Here is a 19,039-nt window from a genome sequence, read left to right on the forward strand (position 1 = left end):
CTCGATGCAAAAAAGCGAAAGTTGTCAGTTGGTTGGTAATCCTGGAGAAATGCGTTCATAGTACTCCACTCATCAGATCGTCTTATTAGTAATAGCCGGCTTGTGAGTACTGCTGACTGACCGGCTAGCGAGCAGGAGGATGTACGCAGCGTCCAGGATAAAGATCAGAACATACATAATCGTCAATAAAACGGATTGGGGGAAAAGCGAGTAGCTGAAGAAGGAGGCGCATAAGGTGCCGATCATTTTGCAGTAAGCGATGGGCAGGGATTGGCCCTGGGGCCCTTTGACCAGCAGCATCTGGATGAAGAGGATGGACATCAGCAGATTGATGCCGAAGGCCGAATAAATGCCCCATTTATCGTGAAATTCAACCGCCATCCCGTAATGAAGCAGCAAAGCGATGACAAGCAGGGAGAAGACGGCAGCGTGAAGCGTGCGTTTTGGATACAAGCCTTTGGAATAATAGAGATATTGGAGCAAAATGATGCAGTCCAGCAAAAACCACACCAGGGTGACGATTTGCTGAAGGGGATGAAACGGCATAAGAAAAGTAAACAGAAACTCCCAGGTAATATTGGCGCATATGGAGGCGGGGGGCATTCCGCAGAATTTATCCTTAAACCCCCTATATATGACGAGAGTATAAACGACCGTCCAAAGCAGGGCTGTTCCGAACATCAGCAGATATACAACCTTTAGCGGCAATAGGTGCTCCATACGGCGGCATTCGCATCCTTTCAAAAATACGGATTGAGCTTGTCTATGCCTATGTATATGAAACAAGCTTTCCATATAGACCGTTTGAAGGGAACCAGAAATAGGGCCGACCTGCGGCTCCGTAATGAAAGAAAACCGGCTTGATCGGGTCTTTCTGTATGCGTGATGCTGCACATGAGCTGCGGCATGGAAGAGGAAGCAGTCTGCACCCGTGTTACAAAAAAACAGCCCGGGCTTATCAAAATAAGCCTGGACTGCTTTTTCCTGTTCCTCTTCGATTATTTCTTCAGGGAAAGCTGGATATCGTCAAAATACAAGGTCGTCAAGCCTTCATAGCCGGAATCGCTGCCTATCAGAATAAAGCATTCGCCGTTGGCATTGGTCGTAACGCTGGTTCCGTAATTGAAGGTCACGAGCTGATAGCCTTCCTTTTCGGAATCGGGCTTCGTGATATTGCCGACAATTTTGGCGTCTGCGCCTTCGACGGACTGGTTTCCTTTATCCACATTCATCTGGTAGAACTTCCCGCCGCCATCATCCTTCTGAACGGCCTTCGGCTCTATGCCCAGCACACCGGCCTTGATGCTGACCGCTTCGCCGGGAGCACCTCCAACGCCCATCATTCCTCCGCCCTGATTCGTATACATTCCGATCTTAAGCTTTGCCTGATATGTTGTGTTTGGCTCCAGACCTTCAACCTTTTTGGTGGCGAACATAAACAGATCGTCGCTTCGGTTCATTCCGCTCAGCTTTAATCCGAAGTTTGTTGTATTGCCCTCGAGAGGGATAAGCTCGCGTTTATAGTCAAGGTTATAAATAGCCTGATCGTAACCGACCGGCAGATCGGCGAAGCCGCCGTCCCAGCCCTCATCATCTTTGTTGAATCCATACTGGAAGGTCAGCTTGTCCGCTTGCGCGCTTCCCTGGCTGATGACGATGCTGCGGTCCGCTCCGTTCCATTGAACGGTAAAGCCCATAAGCTGTGACAGGCTTCTGACCGGGATAAAGAGAATGCCTTTCACATTCGTAACGCGCTCCGGAAGCTTGATTTTCCCGCCTTTGTCATTGACGGCGATGTTCTCGTTCAGCTTCACGGTCAGCCTGCCGAAGGATTGGCCGGTCAAGACGGCACTTTGCGATTTGACGCTCCAGCTGACTCCTGCCTTCATGGCTTCAGCCGCCGCCCGAAGCGGCACCATCGTGGTGGCATTCTTCATATAGGGAGGGGCCGCCAGAGGGTGAACCGCGGAATTGATGGAATAGGACGGCTTTCCAATCTGAAATTGCGCCTCGTCCGCTGCAGCAGCGGCATGGGAGGGTGAAAGCTGCATCAAGGGAGCAACCGCTATAGCAGTAAGCAGGCCTGTGCGTATCATGTTTTTTCTCAACATAGCGTTGCACCATCCTTTATTTATTGGGTACCGACAAATAGACGCGGATATAAGGCAATTAGTTGCACCGGACGAATTGGACAAGCGATAGAGAATGCAGGCTGCCAGCTGGTTGAATGGGAGCGCCGACACAAAAAAAGTTCCTCTTGTCAGCAGCAGCAAGAGGAACTCTTTTTCTTCCATTCATCAATTCGCTTAAACATGCCGGTGAAAATAGCGAAGGGACGATTCTTCGTCGCTCTCCGCTTATTTCTGGGGCATTTGGGGGGCCAGTCTCAGCAGCTTGTTAATTCCGTCCGCGATCTGACTCGGGTGTGCTTCCGGATTTTCCGAATAGCTCCTGATCTGTTTGATGGTTTTGACCGCTTCGGGATTTACAATTTTGATCACATGCACGCTGCCGCCAATGAGCGTTTCGATCTGCTTTTCGGCCATATCGATATTGTCGGCAGATACCTTCTCACCGGCGCCAAAGGTTCCGATCCGGCTGTTCGGTTCCGTTCCCCTGCCCGAGAACCCGCCTGTACCGCTCAGTACTTTCTCCTGCATCGGATCGTACTGCGAAGCGGTGAGCTCCCGCTTGGCTGCTGCCAGGACGACAGAGTCGTCAAAGACGAAGACCGATACGTTGTTGATCCCCATGCCGCTAAGACGCGACTCCAGATGCTGCGACAAGCCCTCGCTGTGCAGCCCCGAGCTTCCAATGACACTGTACACATTGCTGCCCATTCCGTAGCTTGTCTTGCCCAGTTCATTCGTTGTCTGCACTTTCATGTGGCCTGCGCTTGGAATGATATTGGGGTTGCGCAGCGTTCTCATTTGCTGCTCCCGGATGTGTTGGGCGTCCTGGACGCTCTCTGTCTTGAGATTGCGTCCGTTTTGGCAGCCGGATACGGCAATTGCCCCGATGAGCAGAACGGAAAGCAGGATAGGCTTGATATTCATGTGAAAGTTCCTCTCTATAATGAGCTGCGTTCTTTAAGGTTAATATTTACTGCGGAACTAAAATGTATAATCACATATTATTGGAAAATAATAACCCTAATCCATGCAAGGGGTGAAGCGATTGGCAGCAGATGAAGATAATCGCAAGAAACCGTCCGATCCGGACGTTCGTGAGCCTTCCAGACGCCGTTTTCTCGTAAATACCGGATTTGCCCTGGGGGGCGTCGTTGTCGGAGGAGCGCTCGGGAGTCTGATTCCGCGCAAAGCCAAACCGGCAGCGCCCGCGAATGAGCCCGCTCCGCCGGCGGTCAATTACAACCGCGCGCTCATGTTTTTCAACCAGGAGCAGTTTGCGATTGTGGATGCGGCAACCGAACGGATTTTTCCGTCGGACAGTAACGGTCCGGGAGCGCGCGAGCTTGGCGTAGCCTTCTTTATCGACCACCAGCTGGCCGGTGAATACGGCTTTAACGGAAGAGAGTACATGTCCCCTCCTTTTTATACCGGGGAGATGGTCCAGGGTTACCAAGGGCGTCTGAAACGAAGAGAGATGTATGAAATCGGGCTCAGAGAAATGGAAAACTACAGCCAGACCAAGTTAAGCAAAAGCTTCGCCGGGCTGACCGGGGAAGAGCAGGATCAGGTACTCAAAGCGTTCGAGTCCGATGAAGTGAAGCTGACGACCATATCGGCGAGCGGTTTTTTCAAAATGATGCGCGGCAATACGCTGGAAGGCGCATACAGCGATCCGCTGTACGGCGGCAATACGGATAAGAACGGCTGGCGGATGCGGAATTATCCGGGCAATCAAATGAGCTATACCGATTTGATCGAAAAAGAATTTACGGCTATCGCCCCAAGCAGTCTGCAAGAGCATATGGCGGGGCATTAGCGGAAACGAGGAAGGAATTCTATGGCTAAGAAGCTGCCGAAAACGGATGTTGTCATTGTCGGGGTCGGTTGGGCCGGCGGTATAATCGCTTCCGAGCTGACCAGGAAAGGCTTGAATGTTGTTGGTTTGGAGAAGGGCCGCGAACGCAAAACGGAGGATTATTTTATGGTCCATGACGAGCTGCGTTACGGGATTCGCTACGACCTGATGCAGGATTTATCGAAGGAGACCATCACCTTCCGCAGCAGCGAGAAGTTCCGCGCGCTGCCGATGCGGCAGTACGGCTCCTTCCTGATCGGCGACGGTCTTGGCGGGTCAGGGGTGCACTGGAACGGTCAGACCTACCGCTTTCTCCCTTACGATTTCCAAATCCGCAGCAAAACGATCGAACGCTACGGCAAGAATAAAATCCCTGCCGATATGACGATTCAGGACTGGGGCATCACCTACGACGAGCTTGAGCCTTATTATGACAAGTTCGAGAAGACGGCTGGAATCTCCGGAGAACCGAATCCGCTGGGCGGCAAGCGCTCCAATCCGTACCCGACGCCGCCGATGAAGAAATCGCCTGCCATGCAGCGTTTCATCGATACCAGCAAGAAACTGAATTTGCATCCGTACATGATGCCCTCGGCCAATCTGTCCGAGAACTACACCAATCCGGACGGAATTTCCCGGGCTGCCTGCCAATACTGCGGCTATTGCGAACGGTTCGGCTGCGAATACGGAGCGAAGGCTGACCCCGTTGTGACGGTCATCCCCGTAGCCAACAAGACAGGGAAGTTCGAAATCCGCACCCATTCGCATGTCAGACGAGTGTTATATACGGGCAATAAGGCAACCGGGGTGATGTATACGGATGTTACGACAGGCGAGGAGATCGAGCAGCCTGCAGACATCGTCGTATTGACCAGCTATGTGTTCAATAATGTCCGGCTTCTGCGGATGTCCGATATCGGCACGCCTTATGATCCCAAGACGGGAAAAGGGGTCATCGGCAAAAACTATGCCTATCAAGTGACGAAGGGTTCGGCGCAGGGCTTCTTCGAGAAAGACCAGTTCAATAATTTTGCCGGCGCGGGGGCTCTTGGCGTCAATATCGATGACTATAACGGAGATAATTTCGACCATTCGGATTTGAAATTTATTCACGGCGGCTCGCTTTCCCTGAGCCAGTCCGGGCAGAGGCCGATTCAGAACAATCCCGCACCATCAGGAACTCCGACATGGGGGCCTGAATTCAAGGCGAATACCATCAAATACGCGAACCGTATCCTGTCAGTCGGCGGACAAGGATCCTCCATGTCATTCCGGCAGCATTTTCTTGATCTGGATACGACGTATAAGGATGCATATGGGGACCCGCTGCTGCGGATAACCTTTGACTTTGAGGATCAGGACCGTGAGCTTGCCAAGTATCTGGCTTCCAAATGCAAAGAGATCGTAACGGAAATGGGCGCCGACCACGTGGACTCCTTGAAGGAGCTTGGCCCCTACGATATTTCCACGTACCAGTCCACCCACAACACAGGAGGCGTTATTATGGGCAACGCGCCTGACACATCGGCAGTCAATAACTACTCGCAGATGTGGGATATGGACAATCTGTTTGTGGTGGGAGCCAGCTCGTTTCCCCAGAATTCCGGCTATAACCCGACAGGAACGGTGGGGGCGCTTGCTTACCGCGCAGCGGAGGGAATCATCACCTACCGGAGCAAGGGCGGATTACTGGTGTAAGCTTGGGCATCGGCAGCAAAAGAACCTCCAGTCCGCGAAAGCGGGATTGGAGGTTCTTTTTGACCTTGTAGAATTTAGGCGACAGCCGGTTCCTGCTTGCTTTTTATGCTACAGGAGCTTGAGCTGCTCGTCCTTGGACTTGGATTCCGTTGCGCCGGATACGGGCTCATCATCGTCTGCAATGCCTTTCGTAGAGTTGCGGAATTCGCGGAGTGTGTCTCCGAATGCTCTTCCAAGCTGCGGGAGCTTGGCCGGTCCGAATACGATGAGCGCGATCAGCAAAATAATCACAAGCCCGGAAATGCCGATGTTATTGAACATGGCTTAAACCTCCTTTCATTATTGGCTTGACGGTATGGCGGATGTTCCTCTCCGGCGATAATAATTCACGGAAATGAGGACGCTGATCTCGAACAGCACCAATAACGGAATCGTAACGGACAGATGGGAGGCAAAATCCGGCGGCGAAATGCAGGACCCGGCGACAGCCAGGCTGACATAGGCGTACTTCCGGGTGCTCCGCAGCCTGTCCGGCGTCAGCAGCCCAAGCTTCGTCAGGAATAAAATGACGAGCGGCATTTCAAAAGCAATGCCAAGGGGCAGGATCAGATTGAACAGAAAGGAAAAATAACGGTCGATACCGTAGGTTTCCACTGCTCCGATGCTTTGATTCATCTGCTCCATAAACCGGAGCATCATGGGAAAAACAAGAAAATAACTGAACGAGATTCCGCAGATAAACAGCAGGAAGGAGACAGGGACATAGGAAAGGGTTCCTTTGGCTTCCTTCTCAGTGAGCCCCGGCCGGGCGAAGGCCCATATCTGGTATAGCAATAGAGGAAGCGTGAACAAGATGGCAAACAACAACGCGCACCGCAAATAGATGAACAGCCCGTCCGTGAACGAGAAGACATTCCACTGGATCTCCGCGGTGCCGGGCCTGGATTTGATATACCGTAATATGGCGGGCGACAGATACAAGCCCCCGCTGAATGCTGCCGCAAACCAGACCGCGACGAGAATAAGCCGTTTACGGAGCTCGGTTAAATGACGAATCAAATCCTCGTCGCTTCTCATCTTCCTTCTTCAGCTCCCTTTAGTATCAAGCGGATTTCCCTCTGAAATGGATTTTCAGGGATACTTTTACTTTACCCATTCACGCCCGCATTATGCGTGCTTCACCAAAGGGAGGCATCCGCGTGTATGAGGAAGTATAAGACGGGCAATCTTAAAGACAAGCTATCCCATTCAAAGAAGCTACGGACAACATTCAGGAGGACACCCACATGAAAAAAACCACATTACCGCTGGTGCTGGTGATGGCTGCCATCCTTATGGCAGCAACAGGATGCGGAGGCAACAACAATACGAATAACGCGCCGCCGCCGGCGAATAACTCAAATAACGCACCGGCAGCCCCGCCGGCCGGGAATGCGGGAACGGTTGATGCGACAGCGGAAGCCGTATACAAGCAGCAGTGCATTTCCTGCCATGCGGCGGATCTGTCCGGAGGCGTAGGCCCGAATTTGCAGAAGATTGGCGCCACTATGAGCGCGGACCAGATTTCCACCCAGATTCAAAATGGCGGCGGCGGTATGCCACCTTTCAAAGGAACGCTGACGGATGATGAAATTACCGCGCTTACGGATTGGCTGGCGAATCACAAGTAACGGGCTCTTCCGAACGAGAAGGAAGCGGCTCGTGCGGAAGCGAAACATACATCATATCCAACATAAAAGCGGGACGTGGCTTAATTAGCCTCACGTCCCGCTTTTATTTGATTTCCTTTTCTTCAAATGACGGTGGCTGAATCCGGTTTCAGGATGGCCAAGCCTGCAGCGCCGTATCAATCACCTCTTGCAATTCCTCACGGCTTGCGCCGTCAGCAGCTTGAATGGACATTCCTTCGGCGATCGTAGAAATGAACCGGGCAAGAGCGGCCGGATTGGAATGGGCGGGCAAATCCCCGCTTGCCTTGGCCTGCTCGAAACGTTGCCGCAGCGCGATCCCGGATGCCTTCCGGCGTGTAATGAGCTCCTGTCGTATAGGTTCAGCTTCCTCTCCGCATGAAAGAGCGCCTTGTATAGTGAGGCATCCCGGTGGAGTGGCAGGATCAGTGACCGTGTCGGCTGTCGCGCTCAATAGCCGTTCGGCAACGGCACGGGCGGTTGATTCGTGAAGAGCAGCGCCAGTGACGCTTGGCGGACCTTCGTAATAAAGATCAAGTACTTTGCGGAACAGCTCTTCCTTGCTGCCAAAAGTTGTATAAAGGCTTGAACGGTTAATATTCATAGCCTCCGTAAGATCCGACAGCGACGTGCCCTCATAGCCTTTCTGCCAGAACAGTCTTAGGGCGCTTTCCAGAGCAATATCAATGTCGAAAGCACGCGGGCGTCCTCCTGCCATACTGATTACCCCTTTCAACCGCTGTTGTTTTCCCGAAAACATATATTGTCATAATATTGAACTGTTCGGTTTATAAATATGACATAAATATAACGAATAGGCATATGAATTGTCAAGTATCTGCGCGGCAGATCCCTATTATTCATGGGAAATGTCCTGCCGGGCTTTAAATTCAAGATTTTCGGCTTGTCAATATATAACATTTGAAATTTGGAAATGAGCTCTTGACAGCAGTTGATCCTTTACGATACATTAGCGGTGAAGTAATGAACCGAACGTTCCAAAACGAAAAGGAGATGGCAATATGACTCAATCAGCTAAACCTTTATCAGGAAAAACGGCTTTGATAACAGGAGGGTCCAGAAGTATAGGAGCGGCAATCGTGAAACGACTCGCAGGCGATGGAGCAGCAGTGGCTTTCACTTATGTAAACGCGCAGAATAAAGCGGATGAGCTGGTAAAGGAAATTGAGGCTTCCGGCGGCCGCGCTTTGGCGGTTCGGGCAGATAGCGCGGATGTGGAGGCCGTTCAAGGAGCAGTTGCAGAAACCGTCAAAGCTTTTGGCGGAATAGATATTCTCGTTAACAATGCGGGAATGGCCAACCTGAAGCCCTATGATCAATTCTCTATTGAAGAGTTCGATAAAATGGTCGCTGTTAACTTCCGGGCTATATTCGTTGCTGTCCAAGCCGCCGGCCCCCTAATGGGCGCAGGAGGACGCATAATCAATATTGGGAGCATCAACGCCGACAGCAACCCTTTCCCCGGCAACAGTCTTTATACTGCGACGAAAGCGGCCGCAGCCGGATTGACCCGCGGTCTTGCCCGCGATCTCGCCCCAGCCGGCATCACAGTAAATATTGTTCAGCCAGGGCCGACGGATACGGACATGAATCCGGCTGACGGACCTTATGCGCCGATCGTAAACGGCATGATTTCTCTGGGCCGATACGGACATGACTTCGAAATTGCCAGTATGGTGGCCTACCTTGCGTCGCCGGAAGCCAGCTTTGTAACCGGCGCAACAATCAATGTGGACGGCGGCGTTGTTATCTAAATAGAAAGGGTGACGGGAGATGGCCGGATCTTCAGAAACAAAGGCAAATTAATGCCTGAGATCGGCATTGCCGGCGGAAGCCGCTGCGCTGCTTCATCGTTTGCAAAATGCACGGTTGATCAAAAGAATAATCCGGGATAAAGTTTTCTGTTTCTTCCCGGGACAAAGAACCCTGCTTCCAACGAAGCACGGTTCTTTGTTTTATCCGGCAAAAAAGGGCTCGGACGCTTCTTTTTACAGGCGTATCGTGAATATACTATAATACGAAAGAATCCGAAAGACGACATTGCGAAGTTTACAATACTACTATATTCTGTATGTAATACGAAATATGGAGGTTAATTATGGAACCGGTACAATCCCTATCCGAGCTGTTTTCAACTGGAATTCCTGGTACTTATGTTGAAGTGCCCGGAAATATGGCGCGCACATTCGGTCAAACAACTTTGTCAACCACGCTGCCAATGAGCAAGCTGTTTACAATTTATGAAATCGACCTTGAAGTGCAGCGCCAGCTGATCCCCAAAAATGTATCCAGGCTTGTGGATTATATTCTGCTTTATCTGGATCATGGGCAAAATGTTTATTTTCCAGGCATCATACTATCCGCCAGAGGCGCTGGCAAATACGATCCGAACCGAAGCTCCTATGACCTGCAATCCGTAGAGAAATGCTACGTCGTCGACGGGCAGCATCGCCTGGCCGCATTCCGTCGTGTTATGGAAACGCTTCAGGGCAATATGGCAAGAGCCAAGGACAGACGTGAATATGACCGGGTTGCTGAACTTACGGAAAAGCTGCGGAAGCTGTACGATTTCCCCATGTCCGTCATGATTTATCTCGATATTAATTCCAGGCAGGAACGCCAGCTGTTCTCCGATATCAACAAGCTGCCGCGCAAGATCGGCGGGAATCTGGCATCGCTGCGCGATCAGCGGCGATTCTATCACATCATGGCTACTCGTCTTGTGCAGGAATATCCGGTGATGAATCAGCTTCCGACCGATACATACTCTGAACGGGGCAAGGGACCGGAGTATTTGTTCGCTTATTCGCTCGTTATTGAATTATTGATTGCCCTCTTCGAGGGACGGCTCAAATCGGCCGCCAGAAACAACGGCTATCACTACACCGAGGTGTCGCTGAACGAGCATCTGGAGCAGGCCAATTATTATTTTGAGACCATGCTCCGTTATTTGCCCGCTCCCGACCGTAAGGAGCTGTGCTGGTCGGAGAATGTGCAGATCGCGCTTGCGCTGTTCCTCAACGAGGAAGCGTTCAAGACGCTGCAGTTCAACAAATATTCGCTCGCGCATGCCATGAAGATCCTGCCCCATATCGATTGGAGCCTGATCTACAAGGATGAGGAGAAGGACCGCCTGCCTAGGCGGAGCCGGATTATGAAGGCCTATCAATATATCCGGGATTTCTACGATAAAGAAAATCTGTTTCTCATTTCGGATAAGGAGGAGATCGGTTAATGGACGGTTTACGCTTAAATATGACGATTCATCCTTATTGCGACCGCTTCGGCCTGGCAACAGTCTCGCTGCGGATCCATGATTTGCTGAACTATACGGCTATCGATCCCATGGTGCAGCGGAAGCTGAGCGGCATGCAGCGCCGCAAAATCGCCAACTATCTGCAGGAGCGCGAGCTGGATCATGTGTTCTTTGGTCCTGTTACGCTTTCCCTGCGTGATGTGGGCGCCCTTGCCAAAGCGGAGGACCATCTTGTACTGCTGCATGGCTCCAAGCTCAGCATTCTGGACGGCCAGCACCGGATTCTGGCGCTCGGCTACACGAATGAGCAGCTGATCAAGGAAAACCGCAGATGGGAGAAGGAAGTCGCGAAGCTCAAGCTGAAATTCCGCCGCTCTCCGGAGGATCCGCAGGCGAAGGAAGAGCTGGAGCAGGCCGAGGGGCTGCTTGAGCAGATGGAGGCCAGAAGGCTGGATCTGCTGGAGAGCGAGCTTTCCGTACAGCTGTATGTAGGTCTGGGGGAAGAGGAAGAGAAGCAGCTGTTCGGGGATATCAACTCCAAGGTACAGCTGGTGAGCAAGGAGCTCGGGCATTCATATGACGGCAGCGATCCGCTTAATCTGGTGCTGCAGCAGGTGGCCGACAACAACGAGCTGCTGAAGACGGTTGGTATCGAGCGCCGCAACAACCTGACCGCCTACAACAAGAATTTCACCTGCTTCAGCTGGTTGTATTCGGTGGCGACCCTGCTGTACACGGGCAAAATGAATCCAACCTATGAATTGGCGCGCCGAATCCGCAAGGACCCTGCCACTCATGTGGAAATTCTTCATCAATTCTTTAACGGAGTTCTGCCTCATATGCCGGAGCAGCCTGGCATGGCTCATTATATATCCTCCAGCCGGATCGTACAGGAGTCGCTGGCGCTGTATGCCCATGACTTCCTGTACAAGGAAGACGGCAAATATAATCCGGGATGGTCAGACTGCCTGGATGTGCTCAGCCAGGTGGATTGGACGCATGATAATCCGGAATTGTCCGAGCGATTCGGGAAGCTGGACAACGGCAAGCTGAATATGGTTCATGAGAAATCGATGCGCAAGCATATTCAAGTCATCGAATATTTGAAGGAATTGGAAGGCGCAGTTGTAAACTAGCAAATGCAAGCGGTATGATGGGGTTTGTAAGCCTACTAATTTGAGGAGGTTTTGGACTTATGGTGGATATTGCGATTATCGGGGCTGGCCCGGCAGGCGGCAGCGCTGCGCTGTTTGCAGCAAAAGCGGGGAAAAAGACGCTTTTGATCGACAGCGATCAAAGCATTACGAAGAGAGCCTGGATCGAGAATCATTACGGCGTTCCGGAAATCAAAGGCGTCGATCTTGTTGAAGTCGGCATCAAACAGGCGCAAAAATTCGGTGCCGAGCTTATTCGGGCCAAAGTAACCCATGTACAGCAATCAGAGGATGGCTTTCAAATTACAACCGAGAATGAAACCTATCAGGCGAAAGTGGTCATTGTGGCATCCGGGCTGCTGCTCGATCTGGCAGAAACGATAGGCCTGCAGACCAAACCGGGAACGGAGCCGAGAGTGAAGGCTGTGTTCGATGTTGACGCTTCGGGCAGGACGAATGTGGAAGGCATCTGGGCGGCAGGCGCCTGTGCAGGTGTGAGCCTGCATACGATCATTACGGCAGGCGACGGCGCCAAGGTTGCGATCAATGTGATCAGCGAGCTGAACGGCGAGCGTTATGTCGATCATGATGTATTGAAGGCGTAAAAGCGATCAGTCGAAAAGATGAAGCAGGATGGCCGCGTGACAGCGGCTCTCCTGCTTTTTTTTTGCTGCCTGGATAGCACGACGCCGGGCGCAAGCTCGTTCGCGCTACCGGTTCGTGGTGCACAGAACCGGGCGCTGATTTGCTTGCCCCACCGGTTCGCTGCACAGAACCGGGCGCTGATTTACTCGCGGCACCGGTTCGTGCGGGGAGTTAGCTGTTTCCTCTTAATCCGGTTATAATAGAGAGATGTGGTTGAATCGCAGATAAGCAGAAGCGGAGTGAAGGTATGAGAGTTTTTCGGATGATAGGCACAATAGCTGCGGTGCTTGGTATTTTTGTAGGATTGCAATGGTATATTGGCTGGAATGGATCGGTATTTCTGTCTGCCCTGACGGATAGCTATTCGGGCGCTCTCTATTGGACATGCTTTTGGATTATCGCGTTATCCTATATTATTTCCAGACTGCTGGAGAGAGTCATTCCCGGTCCCCTCCCGCGGGGCTTGAAATGGATCGGCTCCTATTGGTTTGCGGTGTTCGAATATAGTGTCATATTGCTGCCGCTGGCTGATCTGGCCGTCTGGGCGCAGCGCAGCGCTTCCGTTTCCCGGGATACGGCGGTACTGTCTGCGGGCGCGGTCTATTTTGTGATTCTGATTGCTATTCTTGCGCGAGGCTCCTGGAACGCTTGGAATCCTGTTGTCCGGCAATATTCAGTCGTCGTGAACAAACAGGCTGGCGACCTCAAACAGCTTCGCATTGCCGCCGCTTCCGACCTGCACCTCGGAACGATTGTGGGAACACGTTATCTGAAGGTGCTGGTGGAGCGCATCAATCAGCTGAAGCCGGATATTGTGCTGCTTCCGGGCGATGTCATCGACGATGACGTTGAGCCCTTCCGGCGGCTTGATCTGGGAAGTGTCATGAAGGGTTTCAAATCCTGCTACGGCACCTACGCCGTGCTGGGCAATCATGAATATATCGGGGGCAAAAAAGAAGAGTTTATTGCTCTTATGGATAAAGCGGGCATTCCCGTACTGACCGATCAAACGCTCAAAATCGCTGACAGCTTCTATCTGGTCGGGCGCAAGGATAAAGCGGCGCAAAGCGTCAGAACCGGCCGGAGCGGCCGCCTTCCCATCAAGGAGCTGATCGCGGAGCTGGATCACTCTCTTCCCTTGATCCTGCTGGATCATCAGCCCTCCTCAATAGGCGAGGCCGCGGATAGCGGCATTGACGTGTCGCTGCACGGCCATACGCACCGGGGACAAATGGCTCCGAATCATTTGCTTACCCGGAGGATATTTGAGCTGGACTGGGGTTATCTGCATAAAGGCAGGCTTCATGCCATTGTAAGCTCCGGTTATGGAACCTGGGGGCCCCCCATCCGGATCGGAAGCCGTTCGGAAATATTGGACATCACCATTTCCTTCGAGCCGCTTGCCTAAAGGTCCGGTGAAAAATCCGGCTGCGCTTGCGTCAAACATCTTCCGGTACTGGCAAGTGTTACAAGCGAGCTGGCAGCTTGTCACTTGCCGGGGAGCTCTTGACCCTGCACCGCTAGTTAATAACCGGAATTGTCAAGAGTTCTCTGCTTATGCAGCAACATTGTGTTGGCTGCATGGATGGATGCCTTCTATAATGAATAAGAGAACCGACAGCTCCACCATAACGCGCAAGCTTTCAGGGAGTGCATTTCAAAAATGGAGATGGAATTACGGCCCGTTCGCCGAAGCTCTATGTTTATCGAATGGCTGCTTAATCGCATATACAGCATGTTTGACTATGATACCCGCTTTTGGCGGTATTCACTGATCGGCCCGTGGATCGCCTGCTCCGTCATGCTGATTATCGCGGCGCTGGGAATGCCGACAGGGCTGGGAACCGCTTTTGATACGTCGGCAATTTTCCTGCTTGGTACGATCGGCATGGCGCTTGGCGCGGTTTTGATCGCATTTGTGCTTACGCTATGTTATTTGCCTGTGCCGCGTTTTTATACGGGAGCGCTGCTGGTCGCAGGAATTGCGATTTATCTGATCTGGTATTTTGCCGACGAAGGCATTCTGTTATCGGTTATCCTCTCCGCAATCTTGACAGCGGCCGGGGTGATAGCGGGAATTCTGGTCGGGCTGCTTGCCAGCTACCGGATCAGGCCGCTGCCGAAGCTGGCATCTCTCTTGGCGGCGGGGATTCTCTGCGTGGCGGTCGCTTATTGGCCGTGGCAGGAACAGGCGGCCGTGCCGGCTTTTGCCCGGGATGTCCCTGTTGACGCTTATCCCGTGGATGTTCTGCAGGCGGATGACCCCGCCAGTCCCGGGCCCTTCAGCTTCACCAGCTTTACGTACGGCAGCGGCGAGGATCGCCACCGCGATGAGTTTGGCGGGTCGGTGGACCTGACTTCGCAATCCGTCGATGCCTCGTCTTATATTAAATACTGGCCTTGGCTGCGTTCCTTCTTCTGGGGCTTTGACGAGCATGCGCTGCCTCTTAATGGAAGAGTCTGGATGCCGGAGGGCAGCGGGCCTTTCCCACTGGTGCTTATAGTTCACGGCAATCATCTGATGGAGCAGTTTTCCGACGAAGGTTATGCCTATTTGGGCGAATTGCTGGCCAGCCGGGGATTTATTGCCGTCTCTGTGGATGAGAACTTCCTTAATTACTCCGTGTGGGCCAATATCCCGAATCAGGATATGAAGGTAAGGGCCTGGGTTCTGCTTCAGCATCTGCAGCAGATCTCCGCTTTCAACGATCAGGCAGGCAGCCCTTTTTACAATAAGGTTGATCTGCAGAATGTTGCGCTGATCGGCCACTCCAGGGGAGGACAGGCCGTAGCGATGGCAGCGGACCGCTCCAGGTGGTTTGCTTCCGATGCAAGCCTGAAACGGCTGGGTGACATCAGGATTCAAGCGGTTATCGGCATTGCGCCAACGGACAAAACCGTCGACAAGCAGCTGGCTGCACTTAAGGATACCTATTATTTGACGCTTCAGGGAGCCAATGACGGCGATGTTGATACGTATACCGGGGAACGGCAGTATATCCGCTCCGCCTTCTCCCCGGGATCGGATCGCTTCAAGGCAGCCCTTTACATTGCCCAGGCCAACCACAGCCGCTTTAATACGGAGTGGGGCACGATGGACGACAGTCTGCCCGGCGGCTTATTGTTAACTCAGGACGGCATGATGGCGGCCGCCGACCAGCAGCAGATCGCCATGGTGTATGTGTCTGCTTTGCTGGAGGTTGCCCTCCACGGCAATACGCATTACAAGGAGCTGTTTGCCGATTATCGCACAGGCAGCAGCTGGCTGCCGGAGGGCCGATATACGAGCCGTTTCGAAGACGGAAGCTTCAAGGAGCTGGCCCGTTTCGACGACGATGCCGACAAATCGACCTATAAGAACGGGGTAACCGTCCAGGTGGATGGTCTGCAATGGTCAGAGGCGGCGGCGAAGGACCGCGACGGCTACAACAAGGGCACCAAAGGATCGGTGCTGGAATGGAAGAAGCAGCAGGGAGGCTCTTATACGCTGAAGCTGGACCCGTCAATCGGCAAAAAGCTTGCAGCTGATGGGGAGGCGAGTCTTGTATTCTCCATGTCCAATCTGGAGCAGGACCTGCTCTCTGATGAGGAGTCGGCGGGCGACTCTGTACCTTCCATCGATATCCGGCTCAAGAGCCGGAACGGCGTACAGGTCCGCTTGCCGCTTGACCGCTTCCTTCCGGTAACCTGGCAGCCGAAGACGATATTCACGATCGCCTCGTGGCTGGAGGATGGGGCCAAGGATGGCAAATACAAGGATGCCATGCAGCCTGTCTTCCAGACCTACAGATTGCAGCTCAGTCAATTTCAGGCGGAGAATCCGCAGTTCGATCCTGGGAGCTTGTCGGAGATCACATTCTTTCTGTCGGGCAGTCAAGGTAAAATCATGCTGGACGACATCGGCGTGGATAAGCCGGTGTTCGCTTCCTAGCTCTTATCCAGGGACTCTGCCAAGTTATATAGGCATCCAATTGATAACCGGTCACCGCCCCCTTACGGGAGTGTGGAGGCCGGTTTTTTCTTGCGCCGGATCAGCGCAATGAAGAATACGAGCAGGAGCGGCACAGCTCCGCATAACATGCCCCACATCGGATGAATAACGGTCACCTCGTAGTTCCATTTGGCCTCTCCGCCCTCGATGGCTGTCATGGAGATGAGAGCCATCAGCAGCGCCAGGGGAAACACCAGCATCTTGTCCTTTTTGAGTCCCAGCAGATGGATGCAGGTTTGATGTGCTGTGAAGAGCAGGATTGTTGTTTTCATAAAGGAAGCGACAATGAGCGAATAACCGATCAGGGCTTCAATCCGCTGAAAAACATCCAGAATGCTCACCGAGCGCGCGACCTCGAACAGCGAATATTTGCGTTCCCCTGCAATGGGGCCGAACACGAGGATCGTGGTAAGCGTTGTTACGATGAGCGATAGCGCAGTAAGCCCTATAGCGGCAAGCATTTTGAGTACATACCCCGGTCTGGGGCCGGCGACGAAAGGGAGGATCATGGAGAAGACTACAACCTCGACAAAAGGAAAACCGAAGGAATAGTAGATCCCGTGCAGCAGCGGCTTGACGCCGTCAGGTAAAATCGGCAGCAGGTGGTTAAAGTCGAAATTTGTAATCGACATCAGCACAATGAGGGAAACGAAGAACATGACGTTGACGATGAGGATCGGGAACAACCCGGTTATTTTATCGATTCCGGCGTCAACCGTCACGGCAACAACCAGGAAAATGAGAAATATAAACCAGTAGGACGGTGTCGACCGCATCATCGAGCTTTTTAGAAACATCGCAATATCCAGAACGATGGCGGCTCCCATATGAATTTGATAATAAAGAAATGCGAGGCCAAGCAGGAAGGCGACAGGGGCTCCAACGGTCTCTTTGCTGTATTCGATGAAATTTTTCTCCGGAAACGTCCGGGCCAGCCACAAGACAGGCAGTATCAGGATCATGCCCATGGCTGCCGAGATACAGAGGCTAATCCATGACGAATTGCCGGCAAAGCTTATGAGCGGCGCGGGAATATTGATGATCGCTGAACTGGTGAGATAGATAAATAGAAAGATCACCGCCTGAAACGGCGTTATTTTCACCTGCATGCTGCTCATCCTTTCGTTTTAACCCACTTCATTATCGTATTGCCTGCCCCGCCGAAAAGCGCATTCGCCGAATCATAATAGGTGAGCCAGTGGAGATTTCCTTGAATGACAATCGTGTGGTAAGCAATAACCAGCAGGAGCAGGCCGTAAATGAACTTTATCCGGACCGGCCTCGGGCCCTCCCGCCGTCCTGCACGCAAGTCGTACCCTGCCATGATGGCGATCCAAATCACTACAATAACCGTTACCATAATGGCTCACCTGCCTGTTATTCTTGCTGCGGCTCGTCTTCTAGCAGCGGTTTGCCTGTTGTTGTTCCATGTGTAACCATGAGGGTATGCGTATCAATTGTGAACGTTACACCGGCAAATCTGTTTGGCCAATCAGGCTTCCACTTCTTCCATAAAGCCGGATGATGCCGGTTGATTTGATTGCCGATTCCAAGCAAATCCACCTTCATCGCTACGATATGATTCAAAGTGTTCTCCATCTGCTGTTTGATCTGATCCGCAATCCGCTTCTCGAAGGCGGTTTCTTCAGCATCATTGGATATGGTGGAGCATGAGAGCTCGATCGCCGCTACTTTCGCATCCGCATGAAGGTTTACATGGATTTGATCGCCTTTGAGCTTGACGGTCTTCTGTACTTTATAGCTGACTACCTCCACCGATTCGTCAATCCCTGAAGATTTACCGGCGGACTTGTCCGGACAAGGCAGCTCGATACTGCCGCTTTTGTATTTATTGGTAAGCATGAGAAGCCCTTCGCTATAGTAGCCCTTCAACTGGCCGACCATCAGTCCTTTTCTGAGAACAGCAATGCCCGTAATGCGGGGGTCCTTGCCGGTTTCATCCGTACTTGTCTCCAGAAAGGGAAGTGTGGCATTGCCCGTTGCGCTTCTGACCTGGAGAGCTAATTTAAGCAGATTGGATTCCACGGATTTGCCGCTGTTTTGGCTGGCCTGCTCTTCGCTCAAGTAATACTGCTGGCTGACCGTATTCTCGATCAAGGGACGCTTGGAGAAATAATTAAAGGTCGGTCCGCGGGTGACTATGACGGAGCATGTCAGACGGGATTCATGATCCCTGTAGAACATTTCCAGCAGCTTGGCTACGGGGATTTTGCGGACCAGCGTATCGCTGATCAGAATGACCCGCATATGGCTGAACTGCGCTTTTCTCCCCAGGTGATTGGTTACATCCCGGATGGCTTCCATAACGGAGTCATCGGTTGTTCTCACATTAATATACGGCAGCCCGACATTGCCTTTGGTCGCGATGCTTTGCGAGGGCTTATAAATTTGAAAAGTCAGCAGCAGCTTCCCGGCTTCAGATTCGTCAATGCCGACTCCCATCACGAATGCCCGTTCGGGAAGCTCCGAGCGGTCTCCGCAGCCGGACAGGGCTGTAACGAACAGGATGGCCGCTGCCATCATTCCAATCAGCTTCAGCGTATAAGAGACCGTTTTTTGCGACAGCAGCGCACTCACC

At 52.4% G+C, this 19,039-nt stretch carries 18 protein-coding genes; 9 read left to right on the plus strand and 9 right to left on the minus strand.

The window, feature by feature from the left end:
- Positions 1-72: 72 nt before the first annotated feature.
- From ACFOLF_RS29730 to ACFOLF_RS29740, 3 genes are all read right to left on the minus strand, one after another.
- Positions 73-720 carry a transmembrane-type terpene cyclase gene (locus tag ACFOLF_RS29730; RefSeq protein ID WP_210037575.1) on the minus strand — a complete coding sequence of 216 codons (648 nt, stop codon included), beginning with the start codon at positions 718-720 and terminating at the stop codon, positions 73-75.
- A 278-nt stretch (positions 721-998) separates the two neighbouring features.
- Positions 999-2,111, minus strand: a complete 1,113-nt coding sequence (locus ACFOLF_RS29735; protein ID WP_210037576.1) for a copper amine oxidase N-terminal domain-containing protein — start codon at positions 2,109-2,111, stop codon at positions 999-1,001.
- 246 nt (positions 2,112-2,357) lie between these two features.
- Entirely contained in the window at positions 2,358-3,056 is a 699-nt protein-coding gene (locus ACFOLF_RS29740) for a hypothetical protein (RefSeq protein WP_210037577.1), read from the minus strand.
- 121 nt (positions 3,057-3,177) lie between these two features.
- Here ACFOLF_RS29740 and ACFOLF_RS29745 point away from each other — a divergent pair, with 121 nt between their 5' ends.
- Both ACFOLF_RS29745 and ACFOLF_RS29750 read left to right on the plus strand, forming a co-directional pair.
- Positions 3,178-3,948, plus strand: a complete 771-nt coding sequence (locus tag ACFOLF_RS29745; RefSeq protein WP_379112756.1) for a gluconate 2-dehydrogenase subunit 3 family protein — start codon at positions 3,178-3,180, stop codon at positions 3,946-3,948.
- Between the two features lie 21 nt (positions 3,949-3,969).
- Complete coding sequence (locus ACFOLF_RS29750) at positions 3,970-5,685, plus strand: GMC family oxidoreductase (protein ID WP_210037579.1); 1,716 nt, start codon at positions 3,970-3,972, stop codon at positions 5,683-5,685.
- A 108-nt stretch (positions 5,686-5,793) separates the two neighbouring features.
- Here the strand turns inward: ACFOLF_RS29750 and tatA are convergent, their stop codons facing one another.
- Together tatA and tatC are read right to left on the minus strand one after the other, a co-directional pair.
- Positions 5,794-6,006 carry a twin-arginine translocase TatA/TatE family subunit gene (gene tatA, locus ACFOLF_RS29755; RefSeq protein ID WP_210037580.1) on the minus strand — a complete coding sequence of 71 codons (213 nt, stop codon included), beginning with the start codon at positions 6,004-6,006 and terminating at the stop codon, positions 5,794-5,796.
- An 18-nt stretch (positions 6,007-6,024) separates the two neighbouring features.
- Positions 6,025-6,762 (minus strand): twin-arginine translocase subunit TatC, encoded by a 738-nt coding sequence (gene tatC, locus ACFOLF_RS29760; RefSeq protein ID WP_210037581.1) that lies wholly within the window; start codon positions 6,760-6,762, stop codon positions 6,025-6,027.
- Between the two features lie 209 nt (positions 6,763-6,971).
- On the opposite strand from tatC, the gene ACFOLF_RS29765 reads away from it, so the two are divergent.
- Positions 6,972-7,355, plus strand: coding sequence for a c-type cytochrome (locus tag ACFOLF_RS29765; protein ID WP_210037582.1), 384 nt, complete (start codon positions 6,972-6,974; stop codon positions 7,353-7,355).
- Between the two features lie 148 nt (positions 7,356-7,503).
- Here ACFOLF_RS29765 and ACFOLF_RS29770 read toward each other — a convergent pair whose 3' ends face one another.
- Positions 7,504-8,091 (minus strand): TetR/AcrR family transcriptional regulator, encoded by a 588-nt coding sequence (locus tag ACFOLF_RS29770; protein ID WP_210037583.1) that lies wholly within the window; start codon positions 8,089-8,091, stop codon positions 7,504-7,506.
- Between the two features lie 304 nt (positions 8,092-8,395).
- Here ACFOLF_RS29770 and ACFOLF_RS29775 point away from each other — a divergent pair, with 304 nt between their 5' ends.
- The 6 genes from ACFOLF_RS29775 (at position 8,396) to ACFOLF_RS29800 (ending at position 16,380) form a co-directional block, all read left to right on the plus strand.
- Entirely contained in the window at positions 8,396-9,148 is a 753-nt protein-coding gene (locus ACFOLF_RS29775) for a 3-oxoacyl-ACP reductase family protein (RefSeq protein WP_379112753.1), read from the plus strand.
- Positions 9,149-9,492: 344 nt separating this feature from the next.
- On the plus strand, positions 9,493-10,629 hold the full coding sequence (locus ACFOLF_RS29780; protein WP_210037585.1) for a DNA sulfur modification protein DndB: 1,137 nt from the start codon (positions 9,493-9,495) through the stop codon (positions 10,627-10,629).
- Positions 10,629-11,786 carry a DNA sulfur modification protein DndB gene (locus tag ACFOLF_RS29785; protein WP_210037586.1) on the plus strand — a complete coding sequence of 386 codons (1,158 nt, stop codon included), beginning with the start codon at positions 10,629-10,631 and terminating at the stop codon, positions 11,784-11,786. The genes ACFOLF_RS29780 and ACFOLF_RS29785 overlap by 1 nt, the downstream gene beginning before the upstream one ends.
- A gap of 59 nt (positions 11,787-11,845) precedes the next feature.
- The gene (locus ACFOLF_RS29790; RefSeq protein ID WP_210037587.1) at positions 11,846-12,409 is read left to right on the plus strand and encodes an FAD-dependent oxidoreductase; all 564 of its coding nucleotides are present in this window, start codon (positions 11,846-11,848) and stop codon (positions 12,407-12,409) included.
- A gap of 302 nt (positions 12,410-12,711) precedes the next feature.
- Complete coding sequence (locus tag ACFOLF_RS29795; protein ID WP_379112750.1) at positions 12,712-13,857, plus strand: metallophosphoesterase; 1,146 nt, start codon at positions 12,712-12,714, stop codon at positions 13,855-13,857.
- 255 nt (positions 13,858-14,112) lie between these two features.
- Positions 14,113-16,380 (plus strand): poly(ethylene terephthalate) hydrolase family protein, encoded by a 2,268-nt coding sequence (locus ACFOLF_RS29800; protein WP_210037589.1) that lies wholly within the window; start codon positions 14,113-14,115, stop codon positions 16,378-16,380.
- Between the two features lie 62 nt (positions 16,381-16,442).
- On the opposite strand, the gene ACFOLF_RS29805 is transcribed toward ACFOLF_RS29800, so the two are convergent.
- The 3 genes from ACFOLF_RS29805 to ACFOLF_RS29815 are packed head-to-tail and all read right to left on the minus strand — an operon-like array spanning position 16,443 to position 19,038.
- Positions 16,443-17,549: a GerAB/ArcD/ProY family transporter gene (locus ACFOLF_RS29805; protein WP_210037590.1), complete on the minus strand. Its 1,107-nt coding sequence runs from the start codon at positions 17,547-17,549 to the stop codon at positions 16,443-16,445.
- A gap of 5 nt (positions 17,550-17,554) precedes the next feature.
- Complete coding sequence (locus tag ACFOLF_RS29810; protein WP_210037591.1) at positions 17,555-17,800, minus strand: hypothetical protein; 246 nt, start codon at positions 17,798-17,800, stop codon at positions 17,555-17,557.
- A 17-nt stretch (positions 17,801-17,817) separates the two neighbouring features.
- Positions 17,818-19,038, minus strand: coding sequence for a Ger(x)C family spore germination protein (locus ACFOLF_RS29815; protein ID WP_210037592.1), 1,221 nt, complete (start codon positions 19,036-19,038; stop codon positions 17,818-17,820).
- Between the last annotated feature and the right edge of the window lies 1 nt (position 19,039).

It is taken from the genome of Paenibacillus sepulcri, assembly GCF_042647105.1.
GTDB classification, from domain to species: Bacteria; Bacillota; Bacilli; order Paenibacillales; family Paenibacillaceae; genus Paenibacillus_Z; species Paenibacillus_Z sepulcri.